Genomic DNA, 13,016 nt, shown 5'->3' on the forward strand with positions numbered 1-13,016 from the left:
CGTCACTTCGCCGGGGCGGGCGCGAAGTCGAAGGGCTTGTCCTGCGCGATGAGCACCACGCACTCGGCGCCCGCCGCGCACTGGTTGCGGTGCACCACCTTGCCCGGCTGGTCCCAGGTGCTGCCCGCCTCCACGGCGCCGGCCTCGGCGGCGCCCTGGCTGGTGTTCGTCATGCGGCCCTTCACCAGCACGCCGTGGTAGTCGGCGGAGTGGGTGTGCGGCCCGGAGTCGAACCCGGCGGGGAACTTCATCAGCAGGGCGTACGGGCCCTTCTTCATGTCACCCCAGAGCACGTGCACGGACGGGCCGCCGGGCATCATCTCCGTCCAGGTGAGCTTGTCATAGGCGGTCTGCTGGAACGCGGCGGACTCCTTGCCCTTGGCGGCGGCGAAGGTGAACGCGGACACGACGGCGACGGCGGCGACGAGCTTGGGCAGGGTCTTCACGGTGGCACTCCTTGGGTGGAAGGAAACGCCGGGGAGGATGGCCGCGAGCCGGGTCTGCGAAAATGCCCATTCGCGCAGAGCGCTTCTGCGAGAATGCAGACCATGCCCGAATGGAGCGACCTGCGGCACTTCCTGGCCATCGCGAGGGAGGGCAACCTCTCCGCGGCGGCGCGGCGGTTGAAGGTGGACCAGACCACCGTGGGCCGGCGCCTGGCCGTGCTGGAGAAGGAGCTGGGCGCGCGCCTCTTCGACCGGACCCCCACGGGCCTGAAGCCCACGGCGGTGGCGCTGCGCATCCTGCCCGCCGCGGAGGCCGTGGAGGCGGAGGCGCTGCGGGTGGAGCGGCTGGCCAGCGGTGAGGACCTGCGCCCCTCCGGGCCGGTGACCGTCACCGCGACGGACTCGTTCCTGGTCCACAACGTCATGCCGTGGCTCGGGGGCTTCCAGGCGCGGCACCCTGAAATCGAGTTGCAGCTGCTCTCCGGCTACGAGGCGCTGTCGCTCGTGCGCCGCGAGGCGGACGTCGCCATCCGCCTGGTCCGGCCGCGGGAGGCGTCGCTGCGGGCCCGGAAGGTGGCTGCCATTGGTGTCGTGCCCTTCGCGTCGAAGGCGTACCTCGCCCGCCGGGGGCCGGTGCGCTTCGACGCGGGCCTCCAGGGGCACGCGGTGGTGGGGTATGCGCAGGACTCGCGGCGCTGGCCGGAGTCGAAGTGGCTGGACGTGCACGCGGCGAAGGCCTCCGTCGCGGTGCGGCTCACGTCCATCCTGGGCCTGCTCCAGGCCGCGCGCGAGGGCCTGGGCGTGGCGCTGCTGCCGGCGTACTTCGGCCACCTGCACGCGGAGCTCGTCCCGCTGCGCGACGCGCTGCCGGAGCTGGAGCGGACCGTGTGGCTGGTATTCCACGAGGACCTGGCCCACAACGCGCGGGTGCGCGCGGTGGTGGACTTCCTGGCGCAGACCATCGCGGAGCAGGCGGAGGCGCTGGCGAAGCCTCCCGCCAGGCCCCGGAAGAAGCGCGCGCGGTGAGGACGTCCCTCCCCACCGCGCGTCAGGCGCTCACGGCGTGCCGAGCCGCTTGCCCCGGGCGTACTCCAGGCCCAGCAGGTTGCCCCGGTGGTGGATGGGATCCAGCGTGACCTTCTGGATGCGCCAGCCCTCCGCGGCGGTCTTCACCACCTCGTGGGTATAGCGGCCCACCAGGGTCCACTCCTGGGGGAATCCATCCATGGTGAAGAAGTGGGAGACCTCCGCGTAGGCGTGCACGGTGGCGTGCGTGGGGCTGGAGAACTCCGTGCGCACCGTGTTCGCCGTGGAGTGCTGCACCCGGGTGAAACACTCCAGCGCCTTGTTGCCGAACTGCGCCAGCACGGCGCGCGGCGCGGTGGAGGGCGGCACCCCCATGAAGCGGGAGTAGTCCGACGTCACCTCGGGGGCGAAGACCCGCTCCCAGCGGGTCCAGTCGCCCGTGTCCTTGCCGTGGTCGATGGCCTGCCCGTACTCGGCCACCAGCTCCTGGATGGCAATCCAATCCAGCGTGTACTCCAGGTTCTTCTCGCGCATCAGCTGTCTGCCTTTCAGGCAAGGGGGGAGGGTGCAGGCTTTCACCCTCCGTGGGCGTGGATCAACCCCAGACAGCCGTGTGCGCCGAGGCTCACGGCTCCGAGACGACGACCTTGAAGCCCTTGGGCGTGCTGGAGGTGTCCACCACGTGCGCGGAGCCCGTCGCCGTCCACACGACCTCCACCGTGCCGGTCGCGCCGTTGGGCTGCAGCTCGAAGTCCAGGTCCGTGGTCCACTCACAGCGCTGCCCCATCGTGCAGTCGCGCGAGAGATACGTGTGGACCTCCAGGGTCACCGAGTCCGTCTCTCCCAGGGGGCTGGAGCCTTCCGGCCCGGAGAAGTCATTCCCACCCTCGCGCAGGACGGCGCGGAACACGGGGCGCACCGTCTGGCCGGCGTCCGCGGGCGTCCAGCGGGCCGTCACCAGCACCTTCATCTCCGCCTCCGCCTGCTTGTCCGGAGACTTCGAGGCCGTGGCCACCATGACCAGCGGAATCGTGGCCTTGGGCGTTTCGGCCGTGAGGTACACCGGCTTGCCCGTGTAGGGCTCCGAGGCCACGTCCGCGGACGTGGCCCGCGACGTGGCGACGACGCCGGCGCAGGCCACGAGGAGGGCCAGGCGGGAGGCCCAGTGACGCAGGCGGGAGTGGGGAGCGGTTTCGCGGTGGTGGGTCATGGTGGGCGCGGACTGAGCAATCCCGGTGCCACGACTTCACAGAGGGAAACACTCGCGGGACGCACCCGCCGTCAACTCCAACCGCGACACATGTGTCACGGCCCACGGGTCAGCCGTAGTGGACCGCGATGCGCTTGCCCTCCAGCACATGGATGTCGATGTCCATGTCATAGATGTCGCGCAGCACGTCCGGGCGCATGAGCTGTTCCGGCGTCCCCTGGAAGGCGACCTTCCCGCCGCGCATGGCGATGACGTGGTCGGAGTAGCAGGAGGCGTAGTTGAGGTCGTGCAGCACCAGCACCACGCACTTGCCCAGCGTGTCCGCCGCGCGCCGCAGCTCCTTCATCATGGAGACGGCGTGCTTCATGTCCAGGCTGTTGAGGGGCTCGTCCAGCAGGACGTAGTGCGTGTCCTGGCACAGCACCATGGCCACGAAGGCGCGCTGGCGCTGGCCGCCGGACAGCTCATCCAGGAAGCGGTGGGCGATGGGCTCCAAGCCCAGGTGGTGGAGGGCCCCCTCCACGAAGGCGCGGTCCTCCACCGTCGGGCGGCCCCTGGAGTGCGGGTAGCGGCCGAACGTCACCAGGTCCCGCACGGTGAGCCGCGAGGTGACGGCGTTGTCCTGCCGCAGGATGGCAAGCCTGCGCGCCAGCGCGTCGCCGGGCGTGTTCGCCACGTCCATGCCGTCCACGAGCACCGTGCCGGAGGACAAGGGCAGCAGGCGGCTCACCATGGACAGCAGGGTGGACTTGCCCGCGCCGTTGGGCCCGATGATGGACGTCACGCCCCGCTCCGGGAGCTGGAGCGTGACGTCGTCCACCACCAGGGTGTCGCCGTAGCGGCGGGAGACGTTCCGGGCTTCGATCATCGCAGCGCGCCTCGCATGAGCAGGGTGATGAACATGAGGCCGCCCAAAAACTCGATGATGACGCGCAGGTTGGCGCCAAAGGAGAAGACGCGCTCCAGCACGAGCTGACCGCCCAGCAGGCCAATCACCGCGAGGAGCACGGCGGCGGGCAGCACGTGGACGTGCCGGTGCGAGCGCACCAGCCCGTGCGCCAGGTTCGCCACCAGCAGGCCGAAGAAGGTGACGGGCCCCACCAGCGCCGTGGACACCGACACCAGCACCGCCACCACCGCCAGCAGCCGCGACACCGTGCGGCGGTGGTCCACGCCCAGGTTGATGGCCACGTCGCGGCCCAGGTTCAGCACGTCGCAGGCGCGCAGCAGGCGCAGGCCCACGAAGGACGCGCCCACCGTCATCACCGTGGAGACGAGCAGCAGGTCCGGGTCCGGGTTGTTGAAGCTGGCGAAGAAGCGGTCCTGGAGGAAGTCGAACTCGCCCGGCGCGATGAGGCGCTGGAGGAAGCTGGAGAGGCTGCGGAAGAGCACGCCCAGCACCACGCCCGTCAGCAGCAGCAGGTGGACGCTGCGCCCGCCCTCGAACAACCAGCGGTGCAGCACCGCGGAGAAGAGCACCATGAGGCCGACCTCCACCGCGAACAGCAGCCGCACGTCCAGGCCCGCCAGGGTGCGCGTGCCCAGGAAGAAGAGCAGGCCCGTCTGGAGCAGGAGGTAGAGCGTGTCGAAGCCCATGATGGCGGGCGTCAGCACGCGGTTCTCCGTCACGGTCTGGAACAGCACCGTGGAGACGGCGATGGCGTAGCCCACCAGCAGCACCGTGGCGACCTTGCGCGCGCGAAACGGCAGGACGAAGTCCCACTGGCCGCCCGCGTCCACGGTCATGAACACCCCCACGCAGAGGACGGCCAGGGCCCCCAGGAGGAAGAGCCGCCGCTCGGGGTGCTCCAGGCGGAGCGCGCTAGCCGACACGGTCGTCCCTCCGGAAGAGCAGGTGCAGGAAGACGAGGCTGCCCACCACGCCCGCCACCGTGCCCACGGGAATCTCATACGGCTGGCGCACCACCCGCCCGACGATGTCGCACAGGAGCACGAAGCCCGCGCCCATCACCGCCACCCAGGGGATGGAGCGGCGCGCGTTGTCGCCCACGATGACGCTGACGACGTTGGGCACCACCAGCCCGATGAAGGGAATCATCCCCACCGTGGCCACCACCACCGCGGTCACCATGGCGACGATGGCCAGCCCCAGCGCCACGATGCGCGGGTGGCTCAGCCCCAGGTTGGTGGTGAAGGCCTCGCCCATGCCGGCGACGGTGAAGCGGTCCGCGACGACGTAGGCGACGGCCGTCAGGACGAAAGCGCCCCAGAGCAGCTCGTAGCGGCCGCGCAGCACGCTGGAGAAGTCGCCCGTGGTCCAGGCCATCAGCGACTGCAGCAGGGAGAAGCGGTAGGCGAAGAACGTCGTCGCCGCGTCGAAGATGGCGCCCAGCACCAGCCCCACGACTGGGACGATGAGCGCCGAGCGCATCGGGATGCGCTTCAGGATGAGCAGGAACAGCGCGGTGCCCGCCATGGAGAAGCCGGCGGCGACGGCGGTCCTCGCGAGGATGGGCAGGCCCGGGGCGAGCAGCGTGACGACGAGCAGGCCCAGGCTGGCGGACTCCGCCGTGCCCGCCGTGAAGGGCTCCACGAAGCGGTTGCGCGCGAGCATCTGCATGATGAGGCCCGCCACCGCCAGCGACATGCCCGCCAGCACCAGGGCCAGTGTGCGCGGCACGCGGCTGATGACCAGCACCTGCACGGCGCGCTGGTGCTCCGTGGGCGCCAGCAGCGCCTCCCACGACACCTGGCTGACGCCAATCAGCAGGCTGGCACCCGCGAGTCCCAGCACCACGAGCCCGGCGAAACCGAGCAGGAGCAGGGGCAGGGACAGGGAGACCTCGGGCGCGCGCGTCGCGAAGGCCGGCTCAGGGAGCAGGGGGCTGTCGGGGCTTCGCGTAGGCATCGGAGATCTGCTCCAGCAGGCGCCGCATGGACTGGATGCCGCCGCCGATGAGGTAGGTGTTGGCGGGGTCCAGGTACACGACCTGGCCCTGCTTCCACGCCGTCGTCTGGTGCACCAGCTCGTTGTCCAACAGCCGCTGCGCGCCGCCGCCCTCGCCAATGGCCGCGTCCCGGTCGATGACGAAGAGCCAGTCCGGGTTGGTCTCCAGGATGAACTCCGAGCCGACGGCCTCTCCGTGCAGCGACGCCTTGAGCGACGGGGCCGCGGGCGGGATGCCGAAGGACTCGTGCAGCACGCCGAAGCGCGAGCCCGGACCGTAGGCGCTCATCCGGCCGCCGGACGTCAGGACGATGAGCCCCTTGCCCCGGGTGGCGGTGGTGCCTTTCAGCGTCTCGATGGACTGGCGCAGCTCTCCAATCAGCGCGCGCGCCCGCTCCTCCTTGCCGAAGACGGCCGCCAGCCGCTCGGTGTTGCCCACCACGGTGTCCAGATAGTGCGCGTCGTCCGTCGTCTGGTCGATGGTGGGCGCCATGGCGGCGAGCTTCGCGTACCGGGCGCTGGTCCGGCCGCCGGTGATGATGAGGTCGGGGCGCGCGGCGTGGACGGCCTCGTAGTCGGGCTCGAAGAGCGTCCCGTAGCGCGGGTACTTCTTCGCGTCCGCGTACTTCGCCAGCGGGCCGGGGAAGTACTCACCCGCCACGCCCTTCACCTCCACGCCCAGCGCGTCCAGCGTGTCCAGCGTCGCCAGGTCGAACACCAGGACCTGCTTCGGGTCCTCCACCACCACGGTGCTGCCCTGCGCGTGCGCGATGGTCCGGCCCGCTCCCGCAGCGGGGGCCGCCGGCGCCGCGGCTTCAGCAGTGGGCTCGCGCGAGGCGCGCAGGCCGAAGAACGCCAGGCCAAGGGCCGCGACCCCGACGAGGGTCGCGACAAGGAGAGGGAAACGCCGGGGAGTGGTGCTCACGAAAAGGCCCGTCCAGAGGGATAGGTGATATCAGGTGATATTGATATTCATTATCGAAGTCGGATATAGCGGATCGCCGCCGGACGGTCAAAACCCATCGACCTTGCGCTCACCGGGCCTTCCCTGGAAGCTTGGATTTCAAGACTTCCAGGGAGAAGTGCCATGAAGCCGCTTCGTGCCGTGCTGCTGCTGTCCCTCCTGTCCACGGCGCTCGCCGGGACCGCCCATGCGCAGGACAACGCGCGCACGCTGCTGATGCAGTGGCTGGCGGACCCGGACGTCTACAAGGAGAACGACGACCTGTTCTTCCTCACCGGCACCGGCAACGGGGTGGTGCTGCCGCTGTACGAGTCGAACGACCTCACGGCGTTCCGCTTCAAGCGGGACTACAACCCGTCCGCGGCGGACCCCACCTACGACTACTGCTTTCTCTGGGCGCCGGACCTGAGCAAGACGGGCAGCGTCTACCAGCTCCACTTCTCCGGCCACCGGGTGCCCAACGGCGCGGCCTGTCCTCCCTCGGGCCAGGAGGTGACGACCTTCGTCGCCACGGCGCCGGATTTGAACCTGGCCTTTGGCGCGCCCCAGCCCCTCAACGCCAACACCACCTGGCCGCGCACCACCACGGGCACGGCGTGCCTGCCGCAGGGGTGCAACCGGAACATCCGCATCGACTCGGCGACGTTCAACGACGGCGTGGACCGCTGGCTCTTCTACGTCTGGTTCCAGAACGGCAACAACATCTCCTCGTTCAAGCTGGCCGCGCCCGGCACCGTCTACAACCACGCGGGCCCGGCGGTGTTCGCGACGCCGGCCTACGAGGAGGGCATCAACGAGGCGCCGGAGCTGTTCAAGCGCGACGGGCGCTACTACCTCGTGTTCAGCGGCGGTTGGTACAACAGCCAGTACGCCATGTACTACGTGATGGCGGACACCGTCCCGGAGCTCACGCGGGCGCGGGCGGTGCGGCGGCTGTCATTGCCGCTGAAGAACTCCGCGGGCCGGCTGGTGCAGTCCCACGGCCACAACGTCATCGTCGAGCGGCGGGGGGAGTACTTCAACATCTTCCACCAGGGCGCCTTCGACAGCGCGGGCAACCTCACGTCGCGCAGCACGTACAGGCAGCGCGTCACGTTCAAGCCGGACGGGGCGATGACGTCGCTCAACCAGGTGAGCGTGCGCTGGAACCGGCTCGCCGGGTACAGCTACTCGCTGGACGTGGTGCTGAAGAATGGCTCGGTGGTGGGGCCGTGCACGTCCGTGACGCTGCTGGGGCAGGCGAACAAGACGGTGTTCGACGGCGTGTGCCGCAGCGCGGGCGACCGCGTGGTGACGAAGGGGGAGATCGCCGCGTTCCGCATCTTCTATTCCAACAACAACGTCTGGGGGCCCTTCGTGGAGAAGGCCTATGACGGCATCTCCGACGACGTGTCCCTGGAGCTGCCCGGCGGCGTCACGCCCTTCGTGGACCTGGAGTGGAGCGAGGAGGAGACGACGGCGCAGTACTCCATCGACGTGCAGCGGCGCGACACCGGCGCGTGGATTGGCCCGTGCATCGGCGTGGGCGCCGTGAACAAGAGCCTGTCCTGGACCTACCAGGGGCGCTGTGACACGCCGGGCATCAACGTGCCGTTCTCCAACATCCAGGCCTTCCGCATCTGCTCCGCGGTGAACGGCGACTGGGCCCACGCGCGCTGCGGCGCCGCCGCGTACGACGGGCGGGCCCTGCACTCGCGCATCAACATCCCCTGAGCGTCAGCGCGGGGCGAAGCGCTTGGCGGACCGCAGCTTCGCCTTCATGGCCTCCATGTCGCGGTTGCGCGGCGGGGCGGTGGTCACCAGCGAGTCCACCAGCCGTCGCGCGACCTCGGTGACGTCCTCGACGGCGCGGTGGAAGGCCTCCTCGTTCGCCTTTGACGGGGCGCTGGTGCCGCTCAGCTTCCGCACGAACTGCAGGGCCGCCGCCCGCACCTCCGCGTCGGACGCGGGGGGCTCGAAGTTGAACAGCGTCTTGATGCTGCGGCACATGGGCAGTGTCCCTTCCCGTGAAGAAATACCAGCGTAGCGCACCGCGAGAACGTCACTTGGCTCGGCGGGCCTGAAGTGGTTCTCTCAGGACTCCCCCTTTCTCCCGGAAAAGGAGCTCCCCCGATGCGGAACCTCTTCGCCGTCCCCGTGACCCTCTTCTCGTTCGCGATGCTCGCCTGTGGCCCCAGCGCGGCCCCCGAGCAGCAGACCCCCGCCCCCACGCAGCAGGAGCAGGGGCTCAACGCCGTGGGCCAGGGCTGTTCCGCGGACACCCAGTGCGCCACGGGCCTGTGCTGGACGGAGTCGGACTCGTACCCGCTCTACAATCCGCAGTGGATCGCCGCGGACCAGTGCACCGAGGAGTGCGGCGGCGAGGGCGACAACGCCTACTGCCAGCAACTGGCCGCGGAGTTCAACGCGCCGTATCCCAACCAGGCGCGTTGCATCCCCGCGCGCGGCGTCTACGACAACTACCCGTACGACGACATCTTCTACGTCTGCGACCTCATCCCCGCCGGCCTGGGCAAGGTCCACTGGGTGGAGTAGCCGCCTGACCCACGCCGTCCGGAGGGTGTTTCACTCCGGGCGGCGCTGGAGCCCGCATTCGATGTAAAATCAGCTCTGGCTGATTTCAGGGGGACATCATGCGGCTCGATATTTTTTCGGAGATGCAGCACCCGAAGGAGCGTTGGAGCGGTCCGGACCACGAGCACCAGCTCATCCAGGAGACGCTGGAGCAGGCGCGGCTGGCGGACGAGATGGGGTACGGCGTCTGGTGGCAGGTGGAGCACCACACCGCGGTGGAGTTCAGCTACAGCTCCGCGCCGGAGATCATGCTCACCGCCATCGCGCGGAGCACGAAGAACCTGCACGTCGGACACTCGTCGGTGCTGGCGCCCACGCGCTTCAACCATCCCATCCGCATCGCGGAGCGCGCGGCCTTCATCGACCACCTGAGCGGGGGCCGCTTCCAGCTGGGGCTGGCGCGCAGCACCATCCCGGAGTGGCGCACCTTCAACATCGAGCCGGACTCCACGCGCGGGCAGATGCAGCAGGCCTTCGAGCTGGTCCCGAAGCTGTGGACGCAGGACAAGGTGTCCTGGGACGGGCCGGACCTGAAGCTCAAGGACGTCACCGTCATCCCCAAGCCGTACCGCAAGCCGCACCCGCCGCTGTGGCAGGCGTGCTCCAGCCCCGCGTCGTTCGAACAGGCGGGCCGCAACGGCGTGGGCGCGCTGGGCGTGACGCTCTGGGCCTCTCCGGAGGAGGTGGCGGAGATGATCCACATCTACCGCGAGGCCCTGCGCACGCGCTGCGAGCCGGTGGGCGAGTTCGTCAACAACCAGGTCGCCTTCTTCACCTTCGTGCACTGCGCGGACAGCGAGCGCGAGGCCATGGAGAACGGCGCCGCGAAGGCCGCCGCCTGGTACACGAGCGGGTCGTTCACCTTCTTCGAGGCGAAGGACGCCTTCGTGAAGACGGCCGCGGAGCTGGAGGCGCTGGCGAAGGACCCGGCGGGCGGAGGCCTCACGGGCCAGTACCTGCGCAAGAAGGACCCCAACGCGCCGCAGTCCCGGGCGCAGCGGCTGCTGGGGCGCATCATGTCCGGTGAGACCGTGCCGGACGAGCAGGTGTGGGAGGTCCTGAGCGCGCAGGACTCGCTCATCGTCGGGACGCAGGACCAGGTGCGCGCGGGGCTCAAGCGCTACCAGGCGCTGGGCATCGACGCGCTCATGTCCTTCCACCAGGTGGGCGCGCTGGCGCACGACAAGGTCCTGAAGAGCATCCGACTCACGGGCGAGCTCATTCCGGAGTTCAGGACACCGGCGGCGCCGTAGCGAGCGACGGGAGGGCAGGGGGGCGTGGAGGCGTGACACCCGCGCTCCGGGCCCCTTCTTTCGCGTGGCCGGACGGAGCAAGCTGACCTTTGTGTCCCGCCGCTCCCAGCTGTTCCTCCTGGTCCTGGTGTCCGGGCTCCTGCACGCGGCGCTCCTCGTGGCGCTGTCGCGGAGCCCGCCCGCCAGCGTGCGGCGTCATGCGCCGGCGGAGGTCGTCGAGCTGGAGATCGTGACGCGGGACGCACGCCCCGCGCTGCCCGAGCCCGAAGCGGAGCCGCAGCCCCCTCGCTCGGCTGCGCGCCCGACGGAGCGCGAACCTCCCACGAGCGCGCGGGCGAAGGACGAAGCGCCCGCCGAGGCTCCCTCGCCCACCGGGAACGCTGCTCCGACGCCCCTCGCGGAAGCACCCGAGCGTGCGTCACCCCCGGTCCGGGATGTCCCGCTCCAGTTGGAACCGCCGGGGCTGCTGGGCGGTGGGCTGCTGAAGGGGCCTCCGTCGACGGGGCGGACGCTTCGCAACGTCCCAGGGTCGGAGCCGGACCCCAAGGCGCTGGCGGCCCGTGAGGCGGAGGAAGCGCGTCAGCGGGTGGATGGCTGGGCCAAGGATGCGACGGCGTCCGCGCGGGCCTCCGGGGCGACGCCTCCGTACTTCGCGAAGCTGCGTCAGGGCTTCGCGGACCGGCTCGTGAACCCGCCCCCACCCAACAAGCAGGTGGTCCTCGGCCGGCTCAAGCGCGAGCAGCTGGAGTCCATCGAGCGGTTCGGCCGGACGGGCACGCCCTTCGCGCCCCAGCAGCGGGACCTCCGCGCCGAGACGTCCGACCGGATGCGCGCGGCGGTGGAGGCCGGGCGCGCGGCGGACATGTACATGGTGGATGTCACGGCCCCCGTGCTCGCGCTCGTCGCCATCGTGGAGGTGCGGCAGGCGCGCGATGGCAGCCTCATCGACCTCCAGGTGCTGGAGGGCTCCGGGGACCCGAAGTTCGACACCTGGGCGGTGTCCCACCTGCGCGATGCGCTCGCCAGCGCGGAGGCCCCCACCGACGGTGGCGTGGGCATCCGCGAGGACGGGATGCGGACCCGCTGGCGGTTGGAGGAGTACCTCGGCAACCCCCGCGTGCGGGTCCACCTCATCTCCATCTACTGACCGTAGCGCGTCCGGTACTCGGTGCTCGTCATCAGGGACCGGATGACGGCCGCGCGCGTCGTGCCGGAGTTCAGCGCGCTGACGTAGCTGTTCAGCCCGGACGTGTCCGGGTCCCGGCCCAGCAGCACCACGTACGCGTGCGTGACGAACGCGGTGTTCGACAGCACGTTCGTGGAGGGCGCGGGCGTGTAGAGGTTGTTCGTGCGCCGGTACGCGTACTCGCTGGAGGCCAGGAACGCGCTCTGCACGCCCACGCGGGTGCTGGTGCCGCTCACCAGTTGCTGCGTCCAGGCCTGTTGCCCGCCCGCGTCCGCGTCGCGCCCCAGGACGAAGCGGTAGAGGTACGCCACGTAATCGGCGTGCGTCATGGAGCGGGCCAGGGAGCCCGCCGCGAGCTGGTTGGCGGTGATCTCCGCGTCCGTCAGCAGGTTGCGGCTGGTCACCTGCGTGCGCTCCGCCGCCGTGAGGCTTCCGCCCGCGAAGGCGGACACCAGCATGAGCTGCACCTTGGGCGTGTTGAGGTCGTACATCAGGCCGAAGCGGCTCTCCGCCTCCGAGTGCGGGAGCAGCTCCGGCTGGTCCAGGAGCTCATAGAAGGTCACGCCCTCCACCCGCACCTTCGTCTGCGCCAGGATGACGCGCAGGTGCTTGTTGATGCTGGCGTAGCACGCCTCCGTGACGGGGCGGCCCGGCTGGTTCTCGTAGTCCGCCTGGGCGCCGTAGGGCGTGTTCGGGTCTCCGGAGTAGACCTCCGCGCAGTTGAATTCATTGATGCGCACCGGGCGGTTGAAGCGGACCAGGTTGGCGAAGAGGCCGCCCGTGCCGAACCACGGGTCCGCGTCCAGGCTGGGGTGCTGGAGCCACGGATAGATGTGGTAGCCCACGACGTCGAACTGCACGCCCTGCGCGAGCATGAAGTCCAGGAAGCCGTACCCGCGCCCCACGAAGCCCAGGATGATGCGCAGGGGTGCGCCGGTGTTCGTGCGCACGTCGCGGATGGCGCGCGACATGCCGCGCGTCACGGCCGCCTCGCGGTAGCCGCAGTCGTTCTGGTACGGCGTCATGTCCATCGCGGAGGAGCCGGGGGCCACCTTGAGCTGCCGCTCGTTCTGGAGCTCCCAGTCCGTGATGAGGGTCCGCATCGCGTTCACGATGGCGTACGTGGCGGTGTAGGCCTCCTGCTCGGTGGCCTGCGTCCCGCAGGTGTAGTTGTTCACCTTGGGGTCGTAGAGCATCGCCTCCACGGCGATGCCCTGGTCGCGGAACGCCGTGACCACCTGGGTGAGCCAGGTGAGGTTCGCGTTGGGCGCCACGTCCAGGCGCACCGTGCGCACCTTGCGCTGGCTGAGCACCAGCGCCGTCTGCCGCGCCTTGTCCACCGTGCTGACGTGCGGCGGATGCAGGTTCACGCCGTAGTCGAAGGCCTGGGCGCGCGACGCGAGCCCCAGCGCGCAGACGACGCCCATGACGAGGAGAAGCCGATGCATG

At 70.0% G+C, this 13,016-nt stretch carries 14 protein-coding genes; 5 read left to right on the forward strand and 9 right to left on the reverse strand.

The window, feature by feature from the left end; genetic code table 11:
• Positions 1–2: 2 nt before the first annotated feature.
• The gene (locus tag JYK02_RS37590; RefSeq protein WP_207057776.1) at positions 3–446 is read right to left on the reverse strand and encodes a DUF4437 domain-containing protein; all 444 of its coding nucleotides are present in this window, start codon (positions 444–446) and stop codon (positions 3–5) included.
• Between the two features lie 102 nt (positions 447–548).
• On the opposite strand from JYK02_RS37590, the gene JYK02_RS37595 reads away from it, so the two are divergent.
• The gene (locus JYK02_RS37595; RefSeq protein WP_207057777.1) at positions 549–1,472 is read left to right on the forward strand and encodes a LysR family transcriptional regulator; all 924 of its coding nucleotides are present in this window, start codon (positions 549–551) and stop codon (positions 1,470–1,472) included.
• Positions 1,473–1,502: 30 nt separating this feature from the next.
• On the opposite strand, the gene JYK02_RS37600 is transcribed toward JYK02_RS37595, so the two are convergent.
• From JYK02_RS37600 to JYK02_RS37625, 6 genes are all read right to left on the reverse strand, one after another.
• The gene (locus tag JYK02_RS37600; protein ID WP_207057778.1) at positions 1,503–2,006 is read right to left on the reverse strand and encodes a nuclear transport factor 2 family protein; all 504 of its coding nucleotides are present in this window, start codon (positions 2,004–2,006) and stop codon (positions 1,503–1,505) included.
• 91 nt (positions 2,007–2,097) lie between these two features.
• Complete coding sequence (locus JYK02_RS37605; RefSeq protein WP_207057779.1) at positions 2,098–2,682, reverse strand: hypothetical protein; 585 nt, start codon at positions 2,680–2,682, stop codon at positions 2,098–2,100.
• A 109-nt stretch (positions 2,683–2,791) separates the two neighbouring features.
• The gene (locus tag JYK02_RS37610; protein WP_207057780.1) at positions 2,792–3,550 is read right to left on the reverse strand and encodes an iron ABC transporter ATP-binding protein; all 759 of its coding nucleotides are present in this window, start codon (positions 3,548–3,550) and stop codon (positions 2,792–2,794) included.
• Positions 3,547–4,515 (reverse strand): iron chelate uptake ABC transporter family permease subunit, encoded by a 969-nt coding sequence (locus JYK02_RS37615; RefSeq protein ID WP_207057781.1) that lies wholly within the window; start codon positions 4,513–4,515, stop codon positions 3,547–3,549. The genes JYK02_RS37610 and JYK02_RS37615 overlap by 4 nt, the downstream gene beginning before the upstream one ends.
• Positions 4,505–5,551: an ABC transporter permease gene (locus JYK02_RS37620; protein ID WP_242589627.1), complete on the reverse strand. Its 1,047-nt coding sequence runs from the start codon at positions 5,549–5,551 to the stop codon at positions 4,505–4,507. The genes JYK02_RS37615 and JYK02_RS37620 overlap by 11 nt, the downstream gene beginning before the upstream one ends.
• Positions 5,514–6,515, reverse strand: a complete 1,002-nt coding sequence (locus tag JYK02_RS37625) for a siderophore ABC transporter substrate-binding protein (RefSeq protein WP_207057782.1) — start codon at positions 6,513–6,515, stop codon at positions 5,514–5,516. Before JYK02_RS37625 ends, JYK02_RS37620 begins: the two co-directional genes overlap by 38 nt.
• 162 nt (positions 6,516–6,677) lie before the next feature.
• Between JYK02_RS37625 and JYK02_RS37630 the strand changes: the two genes are divergently transcribed.
• Positions 6,678–8,267 carry a family 43 glycosylhydrolase gene (locus JYK02_RS37630; protein ID WP_207057783.1) on the forward strand — a complete coding sequence of 530 codons (1,590 nt, stop codon included), beginning with the start codon at positions 6,678–6,680 and terminating at the stop codon, positions 8,265–8,267.
• A 3-nt stretch (positions 8,268–8,270) separates the two neighbouring features.
• Here the strand turns inward: JYK02_RS37630 and JYK02_RS37635 are convergent, their stop codons facing one another.
• Positions 8,271–8,543: a DUF2277 domain-containing protein gene (locus JYK02_RS37635; RefSeq protein ID WP_171415478.1), complete on the reverse strand. Its 273-nt coding sequence runs from the start codon at positions 8,541–8,543 to the stop codon at positions 8,271–8,273.
• 123 nt (positions 8,544–8,666) lie between these two features.
• Here JYK02_RS37635 and JYK02_RS37640 point away from each other — a divergent pair, with 123 nt between their 5' ends.
• The 3 genes from JYK02_RS37640 (at position 8,667) to JYK02_RS37650 (ending at position 11,528) form a co-directional block, all read left to right on the forward strand.
• The gene (locus JYK02_RS37640; protein WP_207057784.1) at positions 8,667–9,089 is read left to right on the forward strand and encodes a hypothetical protein; all 423 of its coding nucleotides are present in this window, start codon (positions 8,667–8,669) and stop codon (positions 9,087–9,089) included.
• 98 nt (positions 9,090–9,187) lie between these two features.
• A complete protein-coding gene (locus JYK02_RS37645) occupies positions 9,188–10,381 on the forward strand; it encodes an LLM class flavin-dependent oxidoreductase (RefSeq protein WP_207057785.1) in 1,194 nt (397 codons plus the stop codon).
• Between the two features lie 91 nt (positions 10,382–10,472).
• Positions 10,473–11,528 (forward strand): ferrichrome ABC transporter substrate-binding protein, encoded by a 1,056-nt coding sequence (locus tag JYK02_RS37650; RefSeq protein WP_207057786.1) that lies wholly within the window; start codon positions 10,473–10,475, stop codon positions 11,526–11,528.
• On the opposite strand, the gene JYK02_RS37655 is transcribed toward JYK02_RS37650, so the two are convergent.
• Positions 11,522–13,015, reverse strand: a complete 1,494-nt coding sequence (locus JYK02_RS37655; RefSeq protein ID WP_207057787.1) for a DUF4214 domain-containing protein — start codon at positions 13,013–13,015, stop codon at positions 11,522–11,524. The genes JYK02_RS37650 and JYK02_RS37655 overlap by 7 nt on opposite strands.
• Between the last annotated feature and the right edge of the window lies 1 nt (position 13,016).

The sequence above is a fragment of the Corallococcus macrosporus genome, from assembly GCF_017302985.1.
Taxonomy (GTDB): Bacteria; Myxococcota; Myxococcia; order Myxococcales; family Myxococcaceae; genus Corallococcus; species Corallococcus macrosporus_A.